The organism is Candidatus Bathyarchaeota archaeon, from assembly GCA_026014725.1.
Classification (GTDB): domain Archaea; phylum Thermoproteota; class Bathyarchaeia; order Bathyarchaeales; family Bathycorpusculaceae; genus Bathycorpusculum.
In genome coordinates, this window is record JAOZHV010000022.1 from 107,744 (window position 1) to 132,761 (window position 25,018).

General features: G+C 43.8%; 24 protein-coding genes. 13 read left to right on the top strand and 11 right to left on the bottom strand.

Translation table 11 applies throughout. From position 1 onward, the window contains the following. Position 1 precedes the first annotated feature (1 nt). On the bottom strand, positions 2 to 325 hold the full coding sequence (locus NWE95_03005; GenBank protein MCW4002865.1) for a hypothetical protein: 324 nt from the start codon (positions 323 to 325) through the stop codon (positions 2 to 4). Between the two features lie 37 nt (positions 326 to 362). After that, the gene (locus NWE95_03010; GenBank protein MCW4002866.1) at positions 363 to 1,853 is read right to left on the bottom strand and encodes a radical SAM protein; all 1,491 of its coding nucleotides are present in this window, start codon (positions 1,851 to 1,853) and stop codon (positions 363 to 365) included. Between the two features lie 104 nt (positions 1,854 to 1,957). Between NWE95_03010 and NWE95_03015 the strand changes: the two genes are divergently transcribed. Further along, on the top strand, positions 1,958 to 2,710 hold the full coding sequence (locus tag NWE95_03015) for a hypothetical protein (protein ID MCW4002867.1): 753 nt from the start codon (positions 1,958 to 1,960) through the stop codon (positions 2,708 to 2,710). A 54-nt stretch (positions 2,711 to 2,764) separates the two neighbouring features. Here the strand turns inward: NWE95_03015 and NWE95_03020 are convergent, their stop codons facing one another. Further along, positions 2,765 to 3,442, bottom strand: a complete 678-nt coding sequence (locus NWE95_03020; GenBank protein ID MCW4002868.1) for a hypothetical protein — start codon at positions 3,440 to 3,442, stop codon at positions 2,765 to 2,767. A gap of 96 nt (positions 3,443 to 3,538) precedes the next feature. Then, positions 3,539 to 4,891 carry a glycosyltransferase family 39 protein gene (locus tag NWE95_03025; GenBank protein ID MCW4002869.1) on the bottom strand — a complete coding sequence of 451 codons (1,353 nt, stop codon included), beginning with the start codon at positions 4,889 to 4,891 and terminating at the stop codon, positions 3,539 to 3,541. A gap of 154 nt (positions 4,892 to 5,045) precedes the next feature. On the opposite strand from NWE95_03025, the gene NWE95_03030 reads away from it, so the two are divergent. Beyond that, on the top strand, positions 5,046 to 6,431 hold the full coding sequence (locus NWE95_03030; GenBank protein ID MCW4002870.1) for a cobalamin-dependent protein: 1,386 nt from the start codon (positions 5,046 to 5,048) through the stop codon (positions 6,429 to 6,431). On the opposite strand, the gene NWE95_03035 is transcribed toward NWE95_03030, so the two are convergent. The 3 genes from NWE95_03035 to NWE95_03045 form a co-directional block, all read right to left on the bottom strand. Further along, complete coding sequence (locus NWE95_03035; GenBank protein ID MCW4002871.1) at positions 6,387 to 6,761, bottom strand: DUF1616 domain-containing protein; 375 nt, start codon at positions 6,759 to 6,761, stop codon at positions 6,387 to 6,389. The two genes, NWE95_03030 and NWE95_03035, sit on opposite strands and share 45 nt — an antisense overlap. Before the next feature lie 77 nt (positions 6,762 to 6,838). Continuing rightward, on the bottom strand, positions 6,839 to 7,750 hold the full coding sequence (gene mtrH, locus NWE95_03040) for a tetrahydromethanopterin S-methyltransferase subunit H (GenBank protein MCW4002872.1): 912 nt from the start codon (positions 7,748 to 7,750) through the stop codon (positions 6,839 to 6,841). A gap of 19 nt (positions 7,751 to 7,769) precedes the next feature. Further along, a complete protein-coding gene (locus NWE95_03045) occupies positions 7,770 to 8,198 on the bottom strand; it encodes a cobalamin-dependent protein (GenBank protein ID MCW4002873.1) in 429 nt (142 codons plus the stop codon). Between the two features lie 114 nt (positions 8,199 to 8,312). On the opposite strand from NWE95_03045, the gene NWE95_03050 reads away from it, so the two are divergent. From NWE95_03050 to NWE95_03060, 3 genes are all read left to right on the top strand, one after another. After that, positions 8,313 to 10,634, top strand: a complete 2,322-nt coding sequence (locus tag NWE95_03050) for a hypothetical protein (protein MCW4002874.1) — start codon at positions 8,313 to 8,315, stop codon at positions 10,632 to 10,634. Between the two features lie 14 nt (positions 10,635 to 10,648). Continuing rightward, positions 10,649 to 12,940: a hypothetical protein gene (locus NWE95_03055; protein MCW4002875.1), complete on the top strand. Its 2,292-nt coding sequence runs from the start codon at positions 10,649 to 10,651 to the stop codon at positions 12,938 to 12,940. Positions 12,941 to 13,137: 197 nt separating this feature from the next. Continuing rightward, positions 13,138 to 14,883, top strand: a complete 1,746-nt coding sequence (locus NWE95_03060) for a right-handed parallel beta-helix repeat-containing protein (protein MCW4002876.1) — start codon at positions 13,138 to 13,140, stop codon at positions 14,881 to 14,883. Here the strand turns inward: NWE95_03060 and NWE95_03065 are convergent. Beyond that, positions 14,861 to 16,408 (bottom strand): amidohydrolase, encoded by a 1,548-nt coding sequence (locus NWE95_03065; GenBank protein ID MCW4002877.1) that lies wholly within the window; start codon positions 16,406 to 16,408, stop codon positions 14,861 to 14,863. The two genes, NWE95_03060 and NWE95_03065, sit on opposite strands and share 23 nt — an antisense overlap. Before the next feature lie 165 nt (positions 16,409 to 16,573). Between NWE95_03065 and NWE95_03070 the strand changes: the two genes are divergently transcribed. After that, positions 16,574 to 18,004: a B12-binding domain-containing radical SAM protein gene (locus NWE95_03070; protein MCW4002878.1), complete on the top strand. Its 1,431-nt coding sequence runs from the start codon at positions 16,574 to 16,576 to the stop codon at positions 18,002 to 18,004. A gap of 181 nt (positions 18,005 to 18,185) precedes the next feature. Here NWE95_03070 and NWE95_03075 read toward each other — a convergent pair whose 3' ends face one another. Beyond that, positions 18,186 to 18,422, bottom strand: a complete 237-nt coding sequence (locus NWE95_03075) for an NFYB/HAP3 family transcription factor subunit (protein MCW4002879.1) — start codon at positions 18,420 to 18,422, stop codon at positions 18,186 to 18,188. A gap of 138 nt (positions 18,423 to 18,560) precedes the next feature. Between NWE95_03075 and NWE95_03080 the strand changes: the two genes are divergently transcribed. The 7 genes from NWE95_03080 (at position 18,561) to NWE95_03110 (ending at position 23,441) form a co-directional block, all read left to right on the top strand. Continuing rightward, complete coding sequence (locus tag NWE95_03080) at positions 18,561 to 19,334, top strand: TatD family hydrolase (protein ID MCW4002880.1); 774 nt, start codon at positions 18,561 to 18,563, stop codon at positions 19,332 to 19,334. Between the two features lie 154 nt (positions 19,335 to 19,488). Then, a complete protein-coding gene (locus NWE95_03085; protein ID MCW4002881.1) occupies positions 19,489 to 19,722 on the top strand; it encodes a 30S ribosomal protein S17e in 234 nt (77 codons plus the stop codon). Positions 19,723 to 19,748: 26 nt separating this feature from the next. Then, positions 19,749 to 20,123, top strand: a complete 375-nt coding sequence (locus NWE95_03090) for a hypothetical protein (GenBank protein MCW4002882.1) — start codon at positions 19,749 to 19,751, stop codon at positions 20,121 to 20,123. Between the two features lie 89 nt (positions 20,124 to 20,212). After that, positions 20,213 to 21,595: a glycerate kinase gene (locus NWE95_03095; protein ID MCW4002883.1), complete on the top strand. Its 1,383-nt coding sequence runs from the start codon at positions 20,213 to 20,215 to the stop codon at positions 21,593 to 21,595. 24 nt (positions 21,596 to 21,619) lie between these two features. Beyond that, a complete protein-coding gene (locus tag NWE95_03100; protein MCW4002884.1) occupies positions 21,620 to 21,901 on the top strand; it encodes a MoaD family protein in 282 nt (93 codons plus the stop codon). Between the two features lie 6 nt (positions 21,902 to 21,907). Further along, positions 21,908 to 22,681: an S-adenosyl-l-methionine hydroxide adenosyltransferase family protein gene (locus NWE95_03105; GenBank protein MCW4002885.1), complete on the top strand. Its 774-nt coding sequence runs from the start codon at positions 21,908 to 21,910 to the stop codon at positions 22,679 to 22,681. A gap of 73 nt (positions 22,682 to 22,754) precedes the next feature. Next, entirely contained in the window at positions 22,755 to 23,441 is a 687-nt protein-coding gene (locus NWE95_03110) for a VTT domain-containing protein (GenBank protein ID MCW4002886.1), read from the top strand. A gap of 55 nt (positions 23,442 to 23,496) precedes the next feature. Here NWE95_03110 and NWE95_03115 read toward each other — a convergent pair whose 3' ends face one another. Further along, positions 23,497 to 24,477, bottom strand: coding sequence for a DUF354 domain-containing protein (locus tag NWE95_03115; GenBank protein ID MCW4002887.1), 981 nt, complete (start codon positions 24,475 to 24,477; stop codon positions 23,497 to 23,499). Continuing rightward, positions 24,474 to 24,983 carry an N-acetyltransferase gene (locus NWE95_03120; protein ID MCW4002888.1) on the bottom strand — a complete coding sequence of 170 codons (510 nt, stop codon included), beginning with the start codon at positions 24,981 to 24,983 and terminating at the stop codon, positions 24,474 to 24,476. The genes NWE95_03115 and NWE95_03120 overlap by 4 nt, the downstream gene beginning before the upstream one ends. Positions 24,984 to 25,018 lie beyond the last annotated feature (35 nt).

Sequence of the window (25,018 nt, forward strand, 5' to 3'; positions counted from 1 at the left end):
GTTATGCTGCAGGCTTGTAGATTTTTATGTTGTGACTACCTGAGACAAGCTGTATTGCACCGTTAGCCTCAAGCTGTTCAAGGAAGTCTTTAGCCGCGCTAATTCTTATGCCGTAGCGTGTTGCAACTGTGTACGGTGTTAGAACGTTCATTTTTTTGACTTCGCTAATGACTTTGCTGTCCTTTGCGTCAGGTGTCATGATGCCGACTAGTTTCTTTTCTTTTGGCGGTCCAGCTTTCTCTTTCTTCTTCGCATCTTTGGTTTCGTCTTCTTTTACCTGCTGCTTTTCCATCTGCTTTAAGCCAAGCTTCTTTTTTCCACCCATGCTTTATTCACCTTACCGAATTTTTGATTCTCAACATCTAGATTGGCTGGCTTATTTCAACCTTATGTTTTTCTTTCCACTCTTTAATTGGAACGCCAAGTTTCTTTTCCACTTCAGTCCGGTGGATGGAGTTCATTGTGCAGAAAGGAATGATTCTGCCGTCTGGCACTGCATAATGGATGACACAGCGTTGGACTCGTTCAAGGTCAAAATTGTAGGGATCCATAAAGTGCATTGACGAAACCATGAGCGCGCTCCTTGCAAAGTCTCCAAGCGAGCTGTAGTCGCCTTCCATTAAGACCTTAAGAACGTACTTTCTTAGGAAAGAGAACTTTATGTGGCGAGCGGAGCCGACAAGGCGAAGTTTTGCTTTACTTTTGCTACCTTTCACTGCGTCAGCGTAAACCTGCTTGAGTGAGCCTGTGAACTTTTCGATGTTGCCCATGCGTGTAATAGGCGTTATCTTGCCGTCTTCTATGAACACGAAGGTTGCCATACCACAGTGAGGATGCGCTGTAAACTCCACATACCGCTTGTCTTTCAATGCGCCAACTGCTTTCGAAACCGGCACAACGACTGGAACAGGATAGAAGTCTGAAACTTTAATCTCGCCGCTGGTTTGCTCTTCAACAAGACGCATAAAGTCAGTGATTGTGATGCGCATTTTCTCCCGTTCTTGCTGAGGTAGTCTGCCACAGAGCGAAACAGGCTGAACGTTAACGCATCTTATTACATCGAAGTTTTTGGCGGCAAAACGAATAATGTCTCCAAGCTGGTGGTCATTGACACCTTTAACCAATGTGACGACTAACACGATGCTGTTATAGCCTGCTTGGCGAAGGTTTTCGATAGCTTTCATCTTCGTCTCAAGCAAATCCAAACCTCGAATAAACTTGTAAACATCAGGCGTCAAACCATCAAACTGCAAATAAATTGTGCTAACCCCAGCCGCCTTCAACTTCTTAGCATACTCGGGGTCAGATGCCAGTCGAACACCATTCGTATTAACCTCTACATGTTTAAAGCCAATCTCTTTTGCCTTTCGAACAAAATCGAAAAGCTCATTGCGGATGGTTGGCTCTCCACCTGAAAACTGCAGGGCTGTTGCGGGGACAGGCTTGTTATTGTGAAGGTTCTCAAGCATGCTTGTAACTTGCTCTGCTGTGGGCTCATACACGTAGCCAGCTGCTGACGCGTTAGCGAAGCAAACTGGACACTTTAGGTTGCAACGGTTCGTAACATCAATAATAGCAAGCGCAGTGTGCGACTTGTGTTCGGGGCAAATGCCGCAATCGTAGGGGCAACCGCGCTTTTTCTCGGTGCGCGGGTTTTCCAGTCCGTCGCCGTCATAACGGAATTTTTCTGCCCGAACGTATTGGTCGTAGTCAGACCAGTAAAGCTCATGGAAAGCTCCATGCTCAGGGCATTCTTTTCTGATGAAGACTTTGCCGCCGTCTTCGTAGATGATTGCGTCTAATTGTTTTAGACATTCTGGGCAAATGCTTCTTGTAGATTTAATATCTTGCATACTTTTTGCCTTCTTACACGTAGCGCTATTGCAGAAGTGCTTAAGAACAAATATCACCATAATAAGGTTTCCAAACGTTTCCTACGGTGATTGAGGGGAAAAACATGTCAATAAACGAGAAAACTCGGGATGTCTTGCATGAGATGGGCTTAAACGCCTACGAAATCGACTCTTACATAGTGCTACTGGAAGGCGGGCAGATGACCGCTATGGAGATAAGTCAAGAAGCCCAAGTGCCCTACAGCAAAATGTACGAAGTCCTCAATTCACTCAAAGATAAAGGCTGGATAAAAAGCAGCGAAAGCCGACCCTTCAAATATTACCCAGTACCACCCTTAGAGGCGATGCGTTTTACAAAGTTGCAGTTGGAAGATAAGTACCTCAACTGGGAAAACACGGTCACGCAGGAACTGCAACCTCTCTACGAAAAACGCGAACTTGTCGAGCGCCCAGATATGCTTATTCTGCGCGGTCAACAAGCTGTATTGAGCAAGATTGAAGAGGTCTTGTCTAAAGCTTCCAAGGAAATCGTCATTGCTGCCCCAGAGTTCGCTAAACCACTAATCGCAATAGCAGAACCCCTATTGAGTAGCGGCTTGAAAAAAACGGTCAACGTTAAACTCATGGCTGCTGGCAACAAAAAAGACTGGCTTTTCATAAAAAAATTCGCAAGCCTAAACGAGCTACGCATCCGTGACCACATGTTCGGCGGCGGCATAATCGCGGACGGCAAAGAAGCCATGCTGTTTTTAGGCGAAGACAAACCAAACCTCGTCATCTGGAGCAACCATGTGGGCTTAGTCGGCTTCGCACGGGAGTACTTCCAGTTTCTCTGGGACTCCTCCCAAACAGCATAAAAAAGACCCCGTAGGAAAAACCAACAGACCATGCTTAACAGTAAGTTCTGCTTGCTATTGAGACGCCAAGTTCAGCGCCTGTTTGTCATCTTTGTCTTTGTGTTTTCTTGCTTTAATAAATGGTAGAATAAACTCTAAAACCACGAGCAGCAATATTAGCCCAACGACTACAGGATAACCTAAAGGATTTCTCCGCATTATAAGAGTAATCCACCCAAACCACGGAATACGCAGGACCACCCGACCCACCACAAGGTCTTGCGAAACACCCTGCCCAGTTCTCCAAAAACGGTTTGAATCATACTCGTCACTTGAAGGAACTGCTGGCCAAGGAGTGTCGTTGCCGTCGCCCTTCGTTTGGAAATAAAACGTACCGTTAATCTCTTCACCGCTTACTATTCTGTGAACAATGGGCGTTCCTGAAGGATTAGCTGGATTTCGATAAACGATAATGTCGCTGTCAGGGTAATTTGTGTTCAAATCTTTAGCATCAACTCCCTGAATAATTATTATGTCCCCTTCATGCAACGTTCGACTAAACGGATGGCTCCAGCCATCACAGTAACTACCGGAAGGAATACACATACTACCGCTATCCACCACCAACATCGGAGAGGAGGTGTTCAGCACTACCTGTAGACCCAACATAAAGCCAGCAATTACTACAACGATTACAACGATGATTGTTATTAGTTTGAGGTAATCGTTTTTCCAAATTTTTTTAACGTTCAAATTTTTGCCTTCGATAGACTAGCAATCATGCTGCTGTCCCATAAGAATTTAGCTGTTAAAAACCTCAGTTCCCCTAACTAGCAAAAGAAAGGAACACTATCTAACGCGCCACAGCACACGCCTGAAACCACGTGCAATCAAAGGAAAGAGCAAACTGACTACAATCACAGCAACCGCGGCATAATGGAAAACATGGAAAAAACTCTCAGGTGGGGCAGAGAAGAGGTTGAATGGGAAATAGTGCCCAGCTGAATCAACCTCAAAAGCCACAAACCCATCCCACTCAAGGAGGAAAGCTAAACTCTCAACCAAACAAGTCAACAACAAAAATAAACTCAGCCCAACAAGCACCAGCTTAAACTTCCCGCTCCAACTTTTCAAGTTTTTAGACTGAACTAAGAGGACACTTTTTCCAGCCAATGAAGCCGCAAGCAAACAAAAAAAAGGCAAAGCAAAATAGTTGTACTTAAAAGCGCTAACGTAGGGCACCAGCAAATGGAAGCCGAAAACGAACAGTAAATCTAATCCTGCAACCGCTAAAATCGTCACAACACATAAGGCGTCTATCCTTGTTATTCTTGAAAATAGTTCCTTGTACGCAAATGAAAGAGCGAGCGAAAAACCAACAGCAATCAGCAGAAACCAACCTAAACTTCCAACCAGCAATCTTGGCAGGAACGTTAATGATGGATTATCTATCAACACTGGATGAGAAAAATCAGTGCTGAAATAAACCGCAAAAAAATTCTGAGGAGCAAAAATGCCATACCAAACCACGTGCATAACAAGTGCAGGCACAAGAAAAATCGCAACTTTTCTTAAAGAAAGCCGAAAAACGCTTTCCTTTCTCTGTAAAAATATAATCAACAACAGGGGAACCAACAGCAATACGGCAAAAAGCTTGGTCATTAACGCCGCGGCAAAAGCAACCCCGCAAAACAGCGCTAATTTCTCAGAATTTCTTCGAACCGCCAAAATGCCCAATATCAAAAAAAACAGACTGAAAAAAAGGCATTTAACATCAATCAAAAAGATTCTTGACATGTAAACTTGCCATGGAACCATGCCAAAGAGCGCGGCAGCAACCAACCCAGTCAGTTTCCCATACAACAACAAACCCAAAACATAAACAAGAACCACACAACCAAGCCCAAACAAACCCACAAAACCAACCCCGTTCTCATAGGACAAACCAAACAAGTGAAAGACAGGTGCATCCAAATAGAAACCCAACGGCGGCTGATTAATCATAAACCCAGATGAAACATAAGGAAAACCGCGGTTAACAACGTTTGAGGCCGCCTCGAACTCAAGCTGTGCATCCCAGTTGGTATAAATTCCTGTTGAAACCAAAACAAGGAAGACACCGATTAAAACTCCGATTAACTGATAATGAGCACGCAAAAGAGCCCAAAGATTTCTCGCTTCCACGTTAAGGCTTCCCAGCATAGCATACTTTCAACGTTTTATATTTTAAGAATTTCTTTTAATAGCCCTCTATTTCTCCTAGAAAAGGCAACTTTTGCATTCTTCGACTTTATCTAGAAAACTATATAATGCGTCTTGACGTCTAACCACTCACCACAAAAAGGGCGAACCACCGTTGAAGGTTACTCTCATTAATCCTCCGTATCCACCCAACGTTCATTCTCATCCACCTTTCATTCCACTGGGCATAGCCTACCTTGGCGCCATAGCAGAACAAGAAGGACACGAAGTCAACGCCATCGACTGTCAAGCAGAAAAACTAACCTATAACGCCTTCAGAGAACGAATCAGCAAAGAAACACCGGACGTCATCGGAGTAACCGCCACTACACTTCTCTACAAGTCGGCCATGAAACTAATCAACATAGCCAAAGAAGCCCACCCAAGCGCCATAACGATGCTTGGAGGGAGCCATGGAACCTTCTGGGATGAAAACGCCCTAAACGAGTATCCAACTCTAGATATTGTTGTGCGTAGAGAAGGAGAAATAACCTTCAAAGAGCTCCTAAACAACCTGCAAAACAAAATCAGCCTCGCAAACGTATTAGGCATAACCCTCCGCCAAAAAGACGGCAAAATCATACGCACACCAGACAGACCATTCATTGAAGATTTAGACAAACTTCCCTTCCCAGCCCATCACCTTCTTCCGCTTGACGCCCTAAAACGAATGGGCAAAGTCCTCTTCCCACTAATCACCAGTCGAGGTTGCGTTTTCTGGTGTGACTTCTGCAGCACAGTGCGTATGTTCGGCAGAGGTTACCGCTGGCGAAGCCCAAAAAACGTTGTTGACGAAATGCAACTTGTCCACGACAAATATGGTGTCGAACAGGTAACATTTTATGATGATGCGTTTTCAGTTGACCGCAACCGTGTTCTTAAAATCTGCGAGGAACTCCATGCGCGAAAGTTGGATATGATTTGGGATTGCGGAACACGGGTAGACATGGTTGACCGAGACCTCCTCAAAACCATGCGTGACGCAGGCTGCATTGCAGTTTGGTTAGGCGTCGAATCAGGCTCAGAAGCCATCCTAGGCGCAATGAACAAAAAAATAAAGCTTGACCAAACCCGCTTAGCCTACAAAACAGCTCACGATGTTGGACTAATGACAATCGCTAACGTAGTTTTAGGGTTCCCAGGTGAAACCGAACAAACAGCCAAAGAAACCATCCGCTTTGTCAAAGAACTAAACCCAGACGATGTTGGCTTCTACGTTGCCACACCATACCCGGGAACACCAATGTATGACCAAGTAATCAAAAACGGCTGGCTTCGCGTAACAGACTTCGACAAATATGACACGGCTGGACCAACATTCGAAACGCCTTGGTTGAGCATGGAGAAACTTGCTGAACTCCGCTACAAAGCCTACCAACAATTCTACCTACGCCCAGGCTACGTGTTAAAAATGATGCGCAGAGGCGGGACATATGGAATTTCAGCTGTTAAAACTTCAGGCGCTTACTTGCTGCGGGCTCTGCACCTGAAGTACTGGTAGGTCTTTTCTTTTTCTTACGAACGCCACAACAGCCAAAACCAGAACTAAACTACCGAGAGAAACAGTGATTGAAGTAAAGTTGATCCCAATAGGCGATAGTCCTAAGAATAGACCTACCAAACCAGCTAATCCAAAGCTCAATGCAACCGACAAAACGATTTCTTCAACCAAATCAAGCTTATTCTTGTTAAGGAACAGTATGTTGACTAAACAGTAACCAGGTACAAAAGAAACAAAAATAAACCCGAAAACATAACGCAAAAACACAAGCAACGAATCATTCGGAATAAGATAGGTAACCAATAATGTCAAAACGGTGAACGCGACGATAATTTCAAGCCATCTTAATGCGTTCAGATTTTAACACTTCATTTGCTCTCAAAAAATAAAAAATAAGGAAGGGGGGTTTACATGAACATCTTGTAGATTGGATGTGTCTCGTCTAGCGGTCTTGTGCCTAAGTCGCCTGCGGCAGATGCAATATATGCGTCTGTGACTGCAACAGCTGGGAACACATATTCCGCTTGTTCGGCTGGTCCGATCATTAGCCAGTTTGCGCCTACAGTTTGCATGATTGCGTTGGTTGCGGTTCTGCATCCTAATCGGAATTCTTTACCGACGTTTGCTTTAACCCAACCCATGGTTGTGACAACGTTTCCGCTGCCTAAGCCGACTGGGTGACCATACTTTTCTTTCATGATGGGTATGGTTCTTACGGCTGTACCCATGTCTGGAGCGAACGCGGGGATAGCTGTGTCGATGAGTGGTTTTGTGATTCCGCCTTTTTCGGCTAATGCGAGAGCTTCAACGATGACTTTCATTTTGCCTTCTAAAGTGGTGTCTTTGGGGTCATCTGCAAGGACAATTGACATTTTTATGCCGCTTTCCTTGAGATTTGCCAATTCAGCATCGGTTACGCCTTTGTAGACAGAGTTGTAGAAGCATCTGTCTTGTAGACCCATCTTTTTCGCCATTGTTGCGGCTGCCATTCGTGTCTTTGGACTCATAGCATCGAGCATTAATGGTGCGTCAGTGTGTTTTGCAACGAAGTCAATGTACTTCTCAAAAGCGAGTTCGGTTGTGCCGACGATGTCAAAAGCGAATGGGACACCTGTGATGTCGCTTTGAGTTTGCATAGTGTTTATGATTTGTTCAGCAGCTTGTGCATCAAAAATGCCTTTGTTGGCATCTTGAACCATTTTTTGACCGAGCCAAAAGATAGAACCAATCAAGAATGTGGGTAGTTCTCCCGGCTGCCCGCCTACTTTCACTTTCGCTATTTCGTATATTTTTTGTTCGGTTTGGAATTTAAAAGACATTTTTCCTCATCTGATGGATTTATTTTTTGCCTATTGCCTTCTTTGCTAGTTCAGGAGCTTCTTCTTTGTTTTTGCCGAATAGTGCACCCATTGCGTCTGCATCTTCTTTTTTAACTGCTGCGCCGCCCATGATGATGCCGATTTTGCCTTTGAGTCCGGCTGCTTTGAGCGCTTCATCTAGTTTTGGAAGGTTGTTTTTTGCTGGAACTGTGTTCACTGAGATTGCAATTAGGTTTGCATTGTTTTCTTTTGCTTTGTCAACGAAAACTTGGGGTGCAACGCTTTTGCCGACATCAATGGTTTTAAAGCCAGCACGCTTTAAGGACCGACGGACTGCTTCTTTTGCTGTGTCATGCATATCTGGTTCAATATTGCCGATGACGACAACGCCGATTGGATTCTCTGGTTCTGGAGGCTCTTTTTCCATCATAGATTTAAGCCACGACATTTAAACACCTTTTTTCCTTTTTAATTACTCTGGGCTTTTTATACTCGAATTCAATATTTAAGCTTTGACTAATAATCTCACGAAGCAAACATGCAAAACCGAGGGGGGAAGTAAATGCTTGCAGTCAATAAAAAATATGATTTGGTGCTGTTAGTTTTTGCTTTCGCCTTTGTTTACCGTGCAGTTTTGATGCTTTGGGAAACTTTCCCACCTGGTGCGGACATCGGTCTCCATAACAGCGTTATTTACTCAATAACTGGGTCAGGAAACGCTGATTTCTTCTATAACTTTTATCACATTGGCGGTGGGACATCGCTTACTTTTCCAGGATACCACATTTTCGCTTCAGCAGTAATGTTGTTTACTGGGTTGCCTGAATATGTAGCGCATGCAGTGGTTGTCTCTTTGTTTTCAGCGCTGATTGTTTTGGCTGCTTTTTTGATAACTAAACGAGTATGGTCTGAGCCAGCGGCCTATATTGTAGCATTTTTAGCGGCGATTTCACGTTTTGACATCGAGATGCTTATGTGGGCGGGCTACCCAAACGTAATAACGCTACTCTTGATTCCAGTAGTGTTCTACCTGTACTTAAACAAAGACCGCTTTTCCACAGCACCTTTCTTAGCCGCAACCTCTATTTTTGCTGGGTCAATATTTCTAACTCATTCTTTAAGCGTTGCAATGTACGTGGCCATAACCGTTTTAGTAGTGCTCTTTGTAGTGGTTAAACCAAAACTGTTAGGAACAACACCGAAAACTGGTCTTTACTGGCTGTTACCGATTATTATTGGAGCCATTCTCTTTTCTCCATTTTTAATACAGGCTGTTCCTGCATACTTAAGTAACAACTCTACATTAGCCGATGATGTTGCAACAAACGCCATCAGGATGGCAACGCTTTCAACCCGAATGCTTCCTCTCGAGTTAGTATTGCCGCTTTTCGGTGCGCTTGCAGGATTTCTTATTTTTTCAAAAAAGTATTTCGGGCGTTTTTTTGTCTTGCCAACTTTTCTTTTAGTGGTATGGCTTTTTTTGCCCCTCATATTAACGCAAGGTTATGTGGTTGGGTTCGCAATTGATTATAACCGTTTCCTTTACTTCTTGATTTTGCCGCTAATTATTTTCATAGGCGTGCTTATCGAGCACGGGGCAGGCTTTTTTGCGCACACGATAGTTAAATACCGAGACACCCATACGCCGATATACAGTGACAAGAAACTATCACGCTTTTTGTTTTCTCTAACACATAAGAAAGTTTACGGCGCGTTCATCGTTTTCTTTCTGCTCTTCTCATTCATTGCAATTCCAATTTTTATGGGACCAATATACAATGCTGGCCAAACAATCCAAAGCTATTATCAGACCATGAATAAAGAGGGGTGGGAAGCTATCCAATGGGCAAAAGCCAACACGCCTGCGGATTCAGTGTTTGTTTCTGATGCGTTGTATGGTTGGTGGTTTAGCGGGTTTGCCCAGCGGCGAACGTACAGTGCTGTTGACCCACAATACCTGTCAATTAATGAGGAATACGCCAAAACCTTGTTTGCAAGAACTTTGCTTGATACGGATTATTTAATTGACAATGGCTTGGTTCAAGTCAGGGAAGACGGCGGATACATTGCAAGGCATAACCCAGAGATTTTAGCCACGCTTAATTGGACCTATTTTCCTTTCTCTTTCTTTAATTTTGACAGCAACAATGTGAAAATCAGGTATAACGGAAACCAATTAGTAAGCTTGGCTCAACTTGAAGTGAAAGAAATGTCTTTTGAAAGTGACAGCCAACATGCTACAATCGTTGTTACTAGGGGTAACGATTACTTCACCTATACACAACTAACCACAGTTTATAGGGGGTTACGTTTCGTTAACTTGACATCAACAATAAAGAGCACAGTTCCCGATGCCAAGTTGGAATGGGTTGATTTAGCGGTTGAATGCGAAGGAACTACGCTGTACAATGATAAGCAGACCGTTGCTCTGATAGCTGAAGGCGTAAAAGTCTTTGGGCAATTAATATTTAATACGGAACCGTTCAGTGCAGATTTAGTTAAGCAGAGCGGTTCCGAAGTAGTGGATTCCGTGCAACTAATTTATTCACTCAATGGAATGTCTAAAGCAGAAATAACAATTTTAGCCAGTGCATATTCAGTTACCGATAACCTGCAGTACTACAGAGATGCTAAAACCAAAAGTGACTACTTTCAGCCTATAATTATTTCCAATCTGGAACAAAATCAAAAACCAACGGCACAGGAGTTTGTACAAGTTTTTAACTATCAAACAGAAATGCAAAACTACAACGTCTCGTACATCGCTTGCAGGGCTCCTGAAATGTACGAAAAGTTTTCCAAAGACCCCTTGTTTAGCCTTGTGTTTATTAACAGCGAAGTTGCCATCTTTAAAGTTAAAGGGAACCTAAGTCAAGACGGGTGAGAGTCAACGCCTTGATGGATACAGTTGAAAGAGAGAAAAAAACCGAGATTGCATTCATCACTATTTTCTCAGTGCTCATTTTCGTTATTTTCTATTTCCTCATTTCGATGAATGGCTTAGTTTTAGGCAATGACCCTGCTGTGCACTTGGAGAAGGCACAAATCTTCTTGCAGACAGGAAAGATTCCGCTAGTAAATTTAGGTTGGACTCCGCCGCTTTACTCAATCCTGCTTGCGATACTCATGTATTTTACAGGAGCCACTGACATTGGGCAGTTAATCTTTCTGGTGAAAGCTTTAGCGGTAATTATTGATTGGCTAATGTTCATGTCAGTTTATTTGCTCGGCAGCAAGTTTTTCAACAAGAAAGTCGGTGCTTTGGCAGCGGTTTTGCTGTTGATGTGTTTTCCTATGTTTGAGGTTAACTTGTGGGGTGGCTACACGAGTGTTTTGGGTATAGCGTTCATGTTCCTGCTCTTGTTGTATTTGCCCTTATCCCATGAAAAGTTTGGGTATTTGATTGTGACTTTCTTCGCAGCTTTTTCAATAGTTTTATCCCATCAGCTTGCTACATTTGTGGCTGCACTTGTTTTGCCGCCAGTTATGCTGTTTATGCTCATAAAAGGCAAAGGGGCCTCTCTTAAGGTTATTTTAGTTTTGATGATTGGCGGAGGCATAGCGTTTGCGCTCTATTATCTGCAGGCAATGATGGGTTATCTTGACATGATAATTGAGCACGTGTTTTTTTCTCAGAAAACTTATACTTACCAGATTCCAGCAACCAGCCTTGAATCTTTCATGATTAATTTCGGGTTTATTTTCCTTGTTGCGTTTGGCGGCTTGTTTGTTGCTTTTAAAGTTTTGAGGGCGGCTAAGAAGCCTATTTTCTATGTAATTTTGCTTGTTAGTTTTGTTGTTCCTTTGATTTTGGCTTGGTCTTACTTGTTTGGTTTGTACTTGCCGTTTCAATGGTTCATCTATTATGTGCTTACTCCGACGGTTGTTTTGGCAGCGGTTTTTCTTGTTTTCATAGCCGATAAGGCGGCGGCATTGTATGTTAGAAGCAGGGCGAGTTTGCGTCGCAACTGGATAAAAATAGGTGTGATTGGCTTGATTGTTTTGATGTCGGGAGTGGTTGTTTTGCGGTCAAGCACGGTTTATGGCAAAATCATGGAGGGCAGCGTCTATTATTCGACTTCTGATGTTAAAGCGTTCGATGCAGGCATCTGGCTAAGAGACCATTATCCTGAAAACCGCACGGTTGTGGTTACGGAGGTTCCTGGCTTTTGGTTCCAAGAGTACTCAGGCAAGCCTGTTATTGCTCAAACTGATCTTACGGTGCAGCGGAACGAGATTGCTGAATCAGTTTTGAGTTTGTCTTATGAGATTGAGCATCCGCAGACTTTAGTGAAGGCTTACGAGGCGAAGGGTGCAATTTCGGATGAAGATTATGTTTCGCTTGATCATATTTGGTATAGGGTTTCTTATTGTTCTGCTGCTGGCAACCAATTGATTTACACGCAAGATGGGGTTGACTTTAAGGTTTGGCTCTCTTCTTTGAGTAAGCAGGTTGTTTTTGATGACCAGAGTTTCCCAAAGAAGATACAGTTCACTTATTCCAACGAAAACTTCACCCTAACGCAGACGGTGCTTGTTGAGAACAACACTTACCCCGTGACAGTGGCTTGGACGTTAACGCCATTGCGAAGCGGAATCTCCAACGCTGCACTCTATCTGAGCACTTTCTTTGACCTCAAATTCACGTTCAGCAAGGCGCATATTCCTCAGGTTTTAGATTGGGTGAATCCTTGGGATGCGCCTTCGAATTTACGTGAAGTGCATGGAGAAGAGTGGGCGGTTGCTAACTTTGCTGGTTCTGATGTAGCGGGTAGTTATTTGGGGCTCTATGATGACATCAGCGATATTGCGTTTGCTTTTCGGTTTGTTGATTTGCCTGAGTGGGGCAACATCGGTGCGTTGCCTAATAGACAGATTGATGCGGTTCGGTTCCAATACGAATTTGATAGTTTAGACGTTAATGAGACAGTTTCTTGTTCTTATCAGGTTTTGACCATGTCAAAGAATAGTTTTCCGTCGTTGTCGCCTGAGGGGTTAGAGAGTTTGTTTGACTTAAAAACAACTGTGTTCACGGTCGCATCGAGAGATTTTAGAGACTACATAGCGCAATATGACATTGGCTTTATCGTTTATGACCGAAACCAACTTGACACTAAAATGATTCACAGCAAGCTCTTGCAGTTAATCTATTCAAACGACAGGTATGTAATCTTCAAAATCGCAAAATAACATTGCCGCCCTTGGGACTTGCTGAATCTTGTTGCTCTGCCATAGAGCCTATCCCCCTATATAAAGGGCGGATTCTTGAAAAATGAACTTTTTCTTACTCAAGAAACTTTGACTAACCTGCAAAGGAGTTTAGTCAAGGAATCTTGACGAAAACCCTTTTTATCGTCAAAAAAACCTGCTGTATTATGGGAAAAGTAATGGCTATTCGTGTAGTTCGGAAAACGTTGCTTTTTGCGGCGGTTGTTTGCATACTGCTGTTTTCCTTGGTCGCATTAGCTTCGGGGAACATGATGTTTCCAGAAAAACCGCCTACAGGCATCACTCTTAAGGGCAATGGTGTGGTGGCGGGAACGGATAAGATTCAAGCCAGCGGCAACACCTACACACTTACTGGAAACATTGACGAAAGCATCATAATCTTGAGTGACAGAATTGTGCTTGATGGAGCAGGGTACACTCTCAAAGGACATGGAAATGGAATCGGTGTTTTTGTTCAAGGCAGAGACGGCGTGACCATAAAGAACCTTGTAATAGAAGGGTTCACATATGGCATTAAACTAACTTGGATAAGCTATGATAGCCCAACTGGAAGAAGTGTTAACATCAAAGGCAATACTTTCCGCGACAACCAGTATGCGGTAGCATTCCTAGAATCGTTGCCAAAGAGCATTGTTTCAGATAATCTTTTTGTAGGCAACACTTACGCTGTTTACAGCCCTAAAAACGCGGTTTTGAGAGGCAACGAGTTTAGAAACAACGACTACTGCATATGCGACGACTACAACTACAACGACGCGGACGCCTCTAACACTGTAAACGGCAAACCCCTCTACTACTGGGTTAACCAGCAAGACAAAACAGTCCCCTCCAACGCGGGTTGGGTTGCACTCAAGAACTGTAGAAACATAACAGTCCACGGCTTAAGCCTCGACGGTTGCGGAGACGGGTTAACACTTTTCAATACAAGTGGCTCAACGATTCAAGGAAACATAATAGCAAACAATGTTCATGGCATAAGGCTATTGAACTCCAACGGTAACACCATCACAGAAAACACAATATCTGGTTCAAGTGAAAACGGCATTTACTTGTCAGTCGCCAGTAACAATACGATTTCTAAGAATGAAATAACAGCCAATACAGGAGACGGGATAATTATCAAATATGACTGCTATAACAACACAATCAACCAAAACCGCATAGTAGGCAACGCTCAAACCGGCATTACCGTAAGCTTACTCTTTCAAACTAAGCATCCAACAATCGATAATTTTCTCAACGGTACTGGTCTGCCTTTCCAACCCAAAAGCATAGTTGATGTTTCCGTCATAAGTCAAAACATCATATCGCAGAACGGCGTCGGCATCTGGATTGATAATGGCATTTCATTCACAATCATACTAAACAACATAACCGACAATATAGGCTGGGGCATGAAACTCGAAGGTTCCCAATGCGACAATATTATACACCACAATAATTTCATCGGCAACAACAAAGCCAACTCAACAGAACAACTGCAGGTACGCATCGGCGGGTTCTTTAATCAAACGTACAACCGTGCCCCAAACGGCACAACTTACATGCCTCCAGTTATCGAGTATGTTGCTGGTTCTGCAAATGCTTGGGACAATGGCGTAGAAGGCAACTACTGGAGCGACTACACCACAAGATACCCTAACGCTACCCAAGCGGGAGGAACAGGTGTTGGCGACACACCCTTCTACATAAACGAGAATAACATTGACCGCTACCCGCTAATGGCACCAGTTGATATTTCAGACGCAAACGCCGCATTATGTCGTTCCCAGAACCCGCAAGCAGAACAGAATACTTTTCCAAGTGCAACAATCCTAATACTGTTAGCGGTAGCAGGTATTGTTGGTGGTAGTCTGCTGATTTATCGTAGAAAAGTTGGGTTTAGCTCAAAATTTTCCCGTTGACTATGACCATGCTGACTTGGATATCTTTTATTCCGTTAGGGGCAACCGTCATCGGGTCAGCGGCTAGAACCGTGAAATCAGCTAGTTTGCCCTCTTCAATTGAACCCTTAACATTCTCCTCGCCTGAACAGTAAGCCGCATTAATCGTGTACATTTTCAAGGCTTCCTCAACGCTCAGTCGCTGTTCAGAAAAACTCTTCCTTTGCACCACATCTTGTATGCCAAGCAACGGATTCAGCGGCTCCATGGGGCAGTCGGAACCGCCAGCAACCTTCACGCCTGCATCAAACAGGGTTTTGAGCGGATGCAACAACTTGGCTCTTTCACCTAAACGCTGATTTGCTGCCCAAACAGAAAATTCCGTAGCTATAACTGTTGGCTGAACAGTAACAACGACATTCTGCTGTTTTAGGCGCAAAATCAATTGCGGGTTTAGAACAGCCGCCTGCTCTATCCTAAAGCGCACCTTTGTGCTTTTTTTGGCTTGTTCAATGGCATTTAACGCTGTCTCCACGGCTTTGTCGCCCATGGCATGTATAACTGGCTGAACCCCCGTCGCCATCACCTCTTTAACTGATGCTGCCAGCGCCTCTTTGGTGTAGAGCAGTTTGCCACTGTTGCTTGGCTCGTCACTGTAGGGCTCACTTAGCGCGGCTGTCTTCGAATCCAAATAACCATCAACAAATATTATTGCGCCACCAAAACGCAACAGGGAACTGTTGCTTAGTTTGAGATTGTTCGCTTTCTTAATGAGCCCTTCTGGAACTATCACGTTCACTCTAACTGGAAGCAAGCCCCGACTGTGCAGTTTCTGAATTATCGGCAACTCACTCTCTGAAATAACTATCCAGTGAATGCTCGTTATGCCTGCCTCAACGATTTTTTGAAGGGCAAGAGTGGCTCCCTCCAAAAGCTCATCCAAAGACGGCTCAGGTACAGCTTGCCAAACCAAATTGGTGGCGCTGTCGCGCAGAATGCCCGTTAACTTGCCAGTTTCACCGCTCCTGTCAATGGCGCCGCCTGAGGGCACAGCAGTGTTCTCTGTTACGCCTGCAAGTTTGAGGGCTAGACTGTTTACGGCGCAAATCATCGCTGAATCATGGTAGAGAATCACGGGATTATCTGGCGATGCAGCGTCAAGGTCAGCAGTGTTTGGCATTCTTTTTTCTTTGAAGCGGTTTTGGTTCCAACCGCGACCAACAATCCACTTGCCAGCAGGGGTTTTCTTTGCTTTCTCTTTTAGCAAGCTTTGCAACTCGCCGATGGATTTTGCGGTGGTTAAGTCCAGCCAGAGAAGGCACCTGCCAAAATCAACCACATGAACGTGTGTATCGATTAGGCCTGGAAGCACCGTTTTTCCTTTTAGGTCAATTACCCTTGTGTTTTTGTCTATAAAGGATTTGATTTCTTGGTTTGTTCCAACCTTGGAGATTTTGTTGTTGGTTATGGCGACTGCTTGTGCCACTGGCTGGCGCGGATTCATCGTTCGTACGTTTGCGTTGATAAGTGCTAAATCGGCTGACAAGTCACCACATTTCCCAAGTTAATACCCGATGCTTTAAGCGCTATTGGATACCTGACGTAAAAAACCTTGCGTTCACACGGCAACTGCGTGATTTTTGGCTTATCTGCAAAAAACATAATAGAGCGCACAACCGTTTTTGCTTATCAAAGTCGGGGTAACCTTAACGTGAAAGCTCGCGTAGCACTTGTTAATCCACCTTATCCAGCTGAGGCGCAGCAATCCCCCTTTCTGCCACTTGGCATCGGCTACTTAGCAGCTGTCTTGGAGGAAAACGGCTACAGCGTTGATGTGGTTGATTTTCAAACCGCAAGACCAACCCAAAAAGACCTCGAAGACAAGTTCAAAAGCTTAAACCCCGACATAGTCGGCGCAACCTCAGCCACAGTAAACTACTTGCCAGCCCTTGAAACCTTGAAGGCAGCAAAAACGGTTCTCCCAAACGCTGTAACCATGATTGGCGGACCGCACGTCACAGTTTTGGATGAGCGAACCTTCACCGACAGTAGCAACGTAGACATAGTTGTCCGCGGAGAGGGCGAGCAAACCATGCTGGAGCTTGCGCGCCTAGTTTCCGAAGGCAACCTCAAAAACCTAAACAATGTCTTAGGCATCACATTCAAGAAAGATAACCAAGTTATCCGCACACCAGACAGACCATTCATCCAGGATATTGATTCGCTTCCGAAGCCAGCACACAAGCACTTGGACGTTAGCATTTACAAAATCTTGGGCAGAACCTACATGCCTATCATAACCAGCCGAGGATGCCCCTACCAGTGCGCCTTCTGCTTAGCATCAAAAATGTGCGGACGCGGCTTTAGAGCAAGAAGCCCAAGCAAAGTCGTAGATGAACTAGAGTGGCTACGTGACGAGTTTGGCGCTGGCGTGTTCGCCTTCTACGATGACACCTTCACCTTCGACGTAAAAAGAGCAGTGGCAATCTGCGACGAAATGCAAAAACGCAAAGTCGGACTCCCATGGGATTGCCGAACAAGAGTAGACAGAGTCTCCAAAGAACTCTTAGCAAAACTAAGAAGCACAGACTGCCAACTTATCCACTTCGGAGTAGAATCAGGAAGCCAAGAAATGCTCAACCTCATGAGAAAAGGCACCACCGTCGAGCAGAACGCGCAGGCAATTAAATGGACCAAGGCAGCAGGCATAGGCGTCGCCATCTCGCTCGTCATTGGTTACCCAGGCGAAACCCCACAGATGCTTCAGCAAACCATGGATTTCATCTACAAAACCAAACCCGATTACGTTTACATGTGCGAGGCAGTTCCCTACCCAGGCACAGAACTCTACTATTACATTAAAAAGTTAGGCTTAGAACTTGACGAGAACTGGAACCAGTACCGCGAGGAAACCCAAGTTTTCAAAAACACTCTGTTGCCGCTTGCAAAGCTGGAGGAAACCAAAAAAGCCTTCTACGACAGGTATTTTTCGATAGGGTATTATTTGCAAAAGCAGTTTAAGGGGGGCTTCTACAACCAAATCATGGCGCGCACAGCACTAAACCACCTAATATGGAAATACCGCTTCTCAAGGTGGGCATTCACCCAACTTGGCAACATAAGAAAAACAAGGAACCCTTAACATTAGTTCGAAAAAATACAAGCAGAACCAACAGCTAATGGACTGCTTTTTCGCCAATAGCGACCTACCCCCTATAGGTTTCTGCATAGAGTTTCTAATATGCTCCAAATATGGGGATTTTAGCAAGAGTTTAAAATTCTAAAAAAAAGAAGAAAGGGAGGATCTTGAATTTATTAGGTTACTATTTTCCCATGACTTTCTTAGCTGCAATCTCTATATCTTCAGCTTTAATGGTTTTCCGTCCAGCATGCATTGCAAAGTCAAGTGCTTCTTTTGCAATTTTTACCCCGATTTCTTCAAGTGCCTTTGCAAGTTCCTTTGCCGCTGCTTCGCTTACTCTGTCAGCACCTGCTTTTTTACATAATCTATGCATGGGAGCTACAGCTATTTCTAATTCCGTCATATCGACTTCTCCGATGCCTCTTTTTTCTTTTAAAGCTGTATTTAACCTTTGTTATCCTTTTTTAGTTTAAATAACCGTTAACCTTAGAACCAAAACAAAACAGAAGAAAAATTATAAAACACTCAAACAAGTGAAATATAGCGCTGACGAAAAATGAAACTGATAGATGCACATATTCACCTCTCCGACACCGAATACAAGGGTCACATTGAGGAGTTAATAGCGGATGCAAAAAAAGCAGGTGTAGTTGCTTTAGTATCAAACTCGATGGATTTAGCAACCTGCAAAAATGACATCGAGTTAGCTCAGAAATTCCCCGGTCTTGTTTATCCAGCACTTGGTATTCACCCTTGGAATGTAAACGTCCTAAAAGAAAACGAATTGGAAGAAACCATCGTTTTTATACAAAAACAAAAAAGCTCCGTCAAAGCCATTGGTGAAATCGGCTTGGATGGCAAGTACGAGACTATATGGGAAAAGCAAATGATGGTTTTCGATAAAATGCTCCACCTTGCCGAGCAACTGAACTTGCCAGTCATCATACATTCTAGAGGAACCACCGACAAAATAGTCGAAATGTTGCCCTCATACCGCGTTAAGCGTGTGTTGTTGCACTGGTTTAGTTACCCAATGAGCGCATTAATCAAAGCAATCGATAACGGCTATTTTATAACCGAAGGTCCGCCAGTCACTTATTCGCCTGGAATACGTGAAGTCGTAGAAAAAACACCGATGACAAATCTGTTAACAGAAACTGATGGTCCAGTGAAATACTGGAAAAACCCCTACAATGGGCAATTAACTAAGCCGTCGTTCATCCAAAATGTGGTTGAAGCGGTTGCGGGCATCAAAAAAATGCAGGTTCAAGAAGTAGCCGAACACGTGGTTCGAAATTTCGAGTCATTCTTTGGCATCAACATCAGCTAAGTCTCATAATTTTCAGTTTAGTCTCAACTTGACGCTTAGTTATTTTATTTTGTTATGCGTAAGCTTAAATTACGCCTGTCATCTATTGAGAGTTGCTCCTACCCTATTAAAGACAGGAGAACTAACAACACATTAATTTCGGAGGAATCATAGTCTGGGAAAAGTAAAGACTGAACAGATAAAGCATCTCGGCAAAGAGTTAATGACGCGTTTCCCTAACAAGTTTACCACTAACTTTGATGAGAACAAACGGTTAGTTGACCAATTAACAAAGGGAACAACTACACGTGTAAGAAACCAAGTTGCGGGTTACATTACACGCACGGTCGCCTTAGCTCAAGATAGCTCAGCAGTCGAGTCTGAAATCGAAGAAGCAGAAGAAGAATAGAATCCTCCTTTGGAAAGAGACCATGTATGATGGATGAGTACAGAAAAGGATGGGCACTAAGATACCTCCGTGAGGCAAAAGCCGAGTTGGAGGCAGCAAAAAAAATTCCCTACATGGCACCAAGCTTAGTTTTAGAAGCTATCAGAAAAGCAAGAAACGCCATATACTATAGCCTTGGGGAACCAGCCTTCATCGAAATACTCATCCGTGAAGAAGTCGCAAAAAACCCAGCAACTAACGATTCTGTTTTGCGTTTTCTAATGGATGTCGAGAGCATGGTGCAGCAGATTTCGCAGCTAGAGGAGGTCAACGGTGACGCCATGATGAAACAAGCTGATTCGCTTGTGCAGGTAGCCACTGACATCGTTGAGACTCTCACACAAGAACATTTTGAACAATAACAAAGCTCCTTTTCATTCTTCAGCAAACCATTTAATAGTTATAAACGATATCTTAACGCCGTCTAACTCAAAGGCTCAATAGATTTTCAATGATTAGCATAAAAAATAAAAACCAACTCGTTGGAAATGGCGAAACTGAACTTACAAGAAAAGCCAGAGCCTTAGCCCTTGAAAGCCTAGAGTTCGCAATAAACTCTGTGAACCCAAAAAACATCATCACTTCCAAACTCTCACTAAAAGACCAGACTCTTCACGTTCAAGAATACACATTTGATTTAGCTAATTATAGAAGGGTTTACGTTGTGGGCGGAGGAAAAGCCGCAGGTCCGATGGCTGAAGCCCTCGAAGAAATCTTGGGCAAACGCATAACTGCGGGTATCGTAAACGTTCCTTACGGTTCCACAACTAAATCAAAGATTATAAAAATGCATAAGGCAAGCCACCCCCTGCCAGACCAAGCCAGTGTAGATGGAACAGGCAAAATTTTAGATATAGCTGAAAGTGCTGAAGCTGATGATTTAATTATTTGCCTTGTTTCTGGCGGCGGTTCAAGTCTCATGTCTTATCCAAGAGAAGGAATTTCTATTGAGGATAAAAGGGAACTTACGGTTGCTTTGCTGAAAAGCGGTGCCACAATAAGAGAGATCAACACTGTCAGAAAGCACGTTTCTGGCTTTAAGGGCGGGTGGCTTGCCGAAAAAGCGTATCCCGCCACAGTGTTAAATCTCATACTCTCGGATGTCGTGGGAGATTCGTTAGATGTCATTGCTTCAGGTCCCACGGTTCCTGACTCAACTACTTTTGCGGACGCCAGAAAAGTTTTAGAAAAATACGGTCTATACACCAATTTACCTCAGTCTATTAGAAAAGTTCTAAGTGACGGCGCGCAGGGAGCAATCGCGGAAACACCAAAGATAGGCGACAAAGCTTTCGATAAGGTCTGCAATGTGGTTGTTGGAAACAATCGAACTGCTAGTCTTGCCCTTTGCAAACACCTCAGGTCTGAGGGACTAAACACGATTTTACTGACTGCAACTTTGGAAGGCGAAGCCAAATGCATCGGAACCGCATTAGCTTCTGTCGCCAACGAAATCCTCATCTCGCAAAACCCTGCCTCAAAACCCGTTGCCCTCGTGGCTGGCGGAGAAACCACCGTTACTGTTACTGGAGACGGTTTAGGTGGACGAAACCAAGAACTTGCGTTATCTGCCGCTTTAAAACTCAAGAACGTTGCCGCTTCTGCTGTTGTAGTTACGTCCGTTTGCACTGATGGAATTGATGGCCCAACCGATGCTGCAGGAGCAATCGTTGACCAATATACGTGCGCGAGAGCGGTGAAGACTGGTTTGGAACCTGAGCTTTTTTTGGCAAACAATGATTCCTACAATTTCTTCTCTAAGCTGGGAGACCTTGTTTTTACAGGGCAAACAGGCACAAATGTTAACGATATATCTTTAATCATCGTTTTGTAAAGGTTATGGTATGTGTGAATAAGTATGACTGTCACAGTTAAGATAGTTGGCGCATTACGGCACATAACAGGCAAAAACCAACTATGCATCAGTCACCAACAAGCCATGACACTAATGGATTTAATCGCAACAATTTCCAAGGAAGCTCCAGAACTCAAACCCAACATAATCAGTCAACAACCCGAGCCAAAAGCAAACGCGTTGATTCTGGTTAACGGTAGGGAAATCAGTGTTCTGAACGGTTTAGAAACTAAACTAAACGATGGCGACGAAATCGTTTTCGTCCCAGTAGTCCACGGCGGTTAACCTTTAATGATTACGCTAACCAGTGACTTTGGACTCAAAGACCCTTACGTTGCAGAAATGAAAGGCGTCATCTTGGGCATAAACCCAAACGCAACATTGATTGATGTAACTCACGAAATCCAAAAATTCAACGTTCGCATGGGCGCCTTCGTGTTAGCTTCGGTTGCACCCTATTTTCCAAAAGGCACCATTCATTTGGCGGTAATTGACCCTAGTGTGGGCACTGAAAGGCGCGCTATAGTAATCCAGACTAAACAGGGCTATTTCGTTGGTCCTGACAACGGTGTTTTAGTTTTAGCTGCAAAACCACAAGGCATAGAACACATTTACGAACTGGCAAATCCAAAGTATATGCGGTCTGAGGGTTCGAGCACTTTTCACGGCAGAGACATTTTCGCGCCTGCCGCAGCGCACTTAGACAAGGGCGTTGACCCTTCAGATTTTGGTCCAAAAGTAACCGATGTAGTTAAACCTGAATTTGTAAGAGTTAAACAAAGCAATGGCTCTTTTTTGGGAGAAGTCTTGCATATTGATAGCTTCGGCAACATAATAACAAACATCAACCAAAAACTGGTACCGACAGCAGAAAAAGCTATCGTGCAAACGCCAGCTACCCGCATTGAAATCAAGGTTGCCAAAACCTATGCAAAAGCAAAACTAGGAGAACCCATTGCACTAATAGGAAGTCATGGCTTTATGGAAATTGCCCTAAACCAAGCAAGCGCAGCAGAAAAGTTCCATGTGAAAGTTGGAGACAAAATCGCTGTCTCTTTCGCTTAGTCAAAAAGTCACGTAAATTTTAACCATAAATTCTTAAGCAGAATTCACCTACGTCCCTTCAGGGAAATTTCCTTTGGACCTCCAAGAACTCGCTGATGCAATGCGGAACTTTGCAATTCAATACGGATACCTCGGGATTTTTCTCATCAGTTTACTTGGCTCTACCTCTATAATTTTCCCCATTCCATCCTCTGTGGTAATTTTCACTCTTGGCGGACTTGACATCTTTAATCCCTTCTTGATAGCGGTAGCTGCTGGTCTTGGCTCAGTGGTTGGTGAATTTTCTGGGTACTTGCTTGGGTATGGAGGACGCAGGTTTATTGGAGACAGGTATAGGAAAAAAATGGATACACTTACTAGGCTTTTTAAACGGTACGGTTCCATTGTGATTTTTGTTTTTGCACTAACTCCGCTACCAGACGATTTACTTTTTATTCCTTTAGGCGTAATGCGCTATAGCATAATCCGCTCGTTTGTCCCCGCATTGGCAGGAAAGTTTCTCTCAAACCTCATAATCGCGTATAGCGGTCGATTATCAATTAATTTTATTAGAGATTTATTTGGAGCTGAAGGCGAAGGCGCTTCCATCTTGATTGGCATTGTTGTTGCCTTAGTTTTGTTGGTCATAATTCTGTTTATTATGTTCAAGGTTAACTGGGAAAAAGTGGTTGAAAAACACTTAGACGAAAGAGACCAGCAAGACTCAAAAGCAACCCCCAAAAACAAAGACCAACCTGAGCAAACGAAAAGTGCCTCCTAAAGACAGAGGACGAAAAAGCAGACAATGGATAAAATAAGATAGGAGACTTGAACGCTTAGGGTTTTATCTGACTTATGATTTTCTCTATAACATCAACAGGATTTTCTAAGGCACCAATTTTTTCTTTAACATCAAATCGTTTTCCCAAGAATTCTTTCGCAAGGCGGAATACCCTTTTTGGTGTTGTTATAAACAAGGGGAACCCTTTCTTGGCAACATACTGATTGACGTAGGTTTTAGCCATGTCCGAGATTGCAATGCTGGGGACGCCTTGAAGGGCAGCTTCCCGAGCAATCGTTCCCCCATAACTTACAACAAGGTCAGCGTTCGCCACTAAATTGGCTGAATCTTCAAAGCCTTCTTTTACCCCAAATGCTTGCCCATTCCCATTGTATCTTTGGATAAGATGCACATTCCCTATTGCTGCAAGCTGTTCAGAGAGAGATTTTGCTAAGTCGGGTTTTCCTTGGGCATAAGCCGCTTTAGCTTCTATCTGCCTGATAACTATCAAAGGCTTCTTTAAGCCGCTCATTCTTGTTGGCTTGAAGCCCTTTATCCAAGCGACTTCGTCAACACCCTTGAAGGTTACTACTTTTCTGGCGCAGTACTCTTTTGTAAAACTTTTCGGTAATGCCTCGGAAACCACAACCGTGTGTGCAAAAGGTATTGTCAGCCTGTTTACAGCTAAAGCATACGGGGTGTCAGCAGTCAAAACTATCGGAATCCCCAAGCCAAAAGCGGTTCGGCAAAGCTCAACTGATTGATGAGCTATGGCAACATCGGGCTTGTCATTCTCAAAGAGTTTAGAGAATTCTAGTACTCGCTGAGCGCTCTCTTGGAGCCTTGAAGAAAGCGTTGAAGGATTATATTTCCCTACAACAATTGGTTTTTCTCCCAAAGCATGCGCTAACGGTATTGTGTCAGGATGTTCTCGGGTAGTAAAGATAAATTCGTGTCCTGCTTTCCTGAGGCGCTCTGCAATTGCAACGGCGTAACGGACTTGCTTACCCGTGCAAGCATCATACCAAATTTTCATTGCTTCACCTGTTTTTTCGCTATAAAGTCTGCTCGTTTAGCTTCATACTGCTCTATTGTCATAACTTTTTTTGCTGGGCAACCTGTGACAACTGTTCTAGGCGGCACATCTTTTGTTACTACGCTTCCGCCGCCGACAACAGCGTTTTCTCCTACGGTTACGTTGGGCAGTATGGTGACTCCGCCTCCGATTGCGGCGTTGTCTTTGATAATTGGAGGGGTCATGTAGGTGCTTTTTGGGTACTTGTCGTTTAGTAGGCTACTGTTTGGAGCAATGAATACGCCGTTGCCGAGTTTGCAGCCGTTTGAGATTGTTACGTGCGCTTGTATGTTGCAGTTTTTGCCTAAAACAACATCTTTGCCGATGTCGCAGAAACTGCCGATGAGAGTACCGTCGCCGATTTTAGTGTTATCGCCTATAACAACATAGTTCCATATGGAAACGTTTGCGCCTATCTCCACGTTTGCGCCTGTGACTATGCCTGTGCCTTTCTTGGGGTTCTGCATAGCTTGTCTTTTCGGGCTCCAGATTTAAATAGTTT

Bases quoted from the DNA above. Each gene is read 5' to 3' on its own strand.
- NWE95_03005 (MCW4002865.1), bottom strand. From the start codon at position 325: ATGGGTGGAAAAAAGAAGCTTGGCTTAAAGCAGATGGAAAAGCAGCAG.
- NWE95_03010 (MCW4002866.1), bottom strand. From the start codon at position 1,853: ATGCAAGATATTAAATCTACAAGAAGCATTTGCCCAGAATGTCTAAAA.
- NWE95_03015 (MCW4002867.1), top strand. From the start codon at position 1,958: ATGTCAATAAACGAGAAAACTCGGGATGTCTTGCATGAGATGGGCTTA.
- NWE95_03025 (MCW4002869.1), bottom strand. From the start codon at position 4,891: ATGCTGGGAAGCCTTAACGTGGAAGCGAGAAATCTTTGGGCTCTTTTG.
- mtrH (MCW4002872.1), bottom strand. From the start codon at position 7,750: ATGTCTTTTAAATTCCAAACCGAACAAAAAATATACGAAATAGCGAAA.
- NWE95_03045 (MCW4002873.1), bottom strand. From the start codon at position 8,198: ATGTCGTGGCTTAAATCTATGATGGAAAAAGAGCCTCCAGAACCAGAG.
- NWE95_03050 (MCW4002874.1), top strand. From the start codon at position 8,313: ATGCTTGCAGTCAATAAAAAATATGATTTGGTGCTGTTAGTTTTTGCT.
- NWE95_03055 (MCW4002875.1), top strand. From the start codon at position 10,649: ATGGATACAGTTGAAAGAGAGAAAAAAACCGAGATTGCATTCATCACT.
- NWE95_03060 (MCW4002876.1), top strand. From the start codon at position 13,138: ATGGCTATTCGTGTAGTTCGGAAAACGTTGCTTTTTGCGGCGGTTGTT.
- NWE95_03080 (MCW4002880.1), top strand. From the start codon at position 18,561: ATGAAACTGATAGATGCACATATTCACCTCTCCGACACCGAATACAAG.
- NWE95_03090 (MCW4002882.1), top strand. From the start codon at position 19,749: ATGATGGATGAGTACAGAAAAGGATGGGCACTAAGATACCTCCGTGAG.
- NWE95_03095 (MCW4002883.1), top strand. From the start codon at position 20,213: ATGATTAGCATAAAAAATAAAAACCAACTCGTTGGAAATGGCGAAACT.
- NWE95_03100 (MCW4002884.1), top strand. From the start codon at position 21,620: ATGACTGTCACAGTTAAGATAGTTGGCGCATTACGGCACATAACAGGC.
- NWE95_03105 (MCW4002885.1), top strand. From the start codon at position 21,908: ATGATTACGCTAACCAGTGACTTTGGACTCAAAGACCCTTACGTTGCA.
- NWE95_03115 (MCW4002887.1), bottom strand. From the start codon at position 24,477: ATGAAAATTTGGTATGATGCTTGCACGGGTAAGCAAGTCCGTTACGCC.
- NWE95_03120 (MCW4002888.1), bottom strand. From the start codon at position 24,983: ATGCAGAACCCCAAGAAAGGCACAGGCATAGTCACAGGCGCAAACGTG.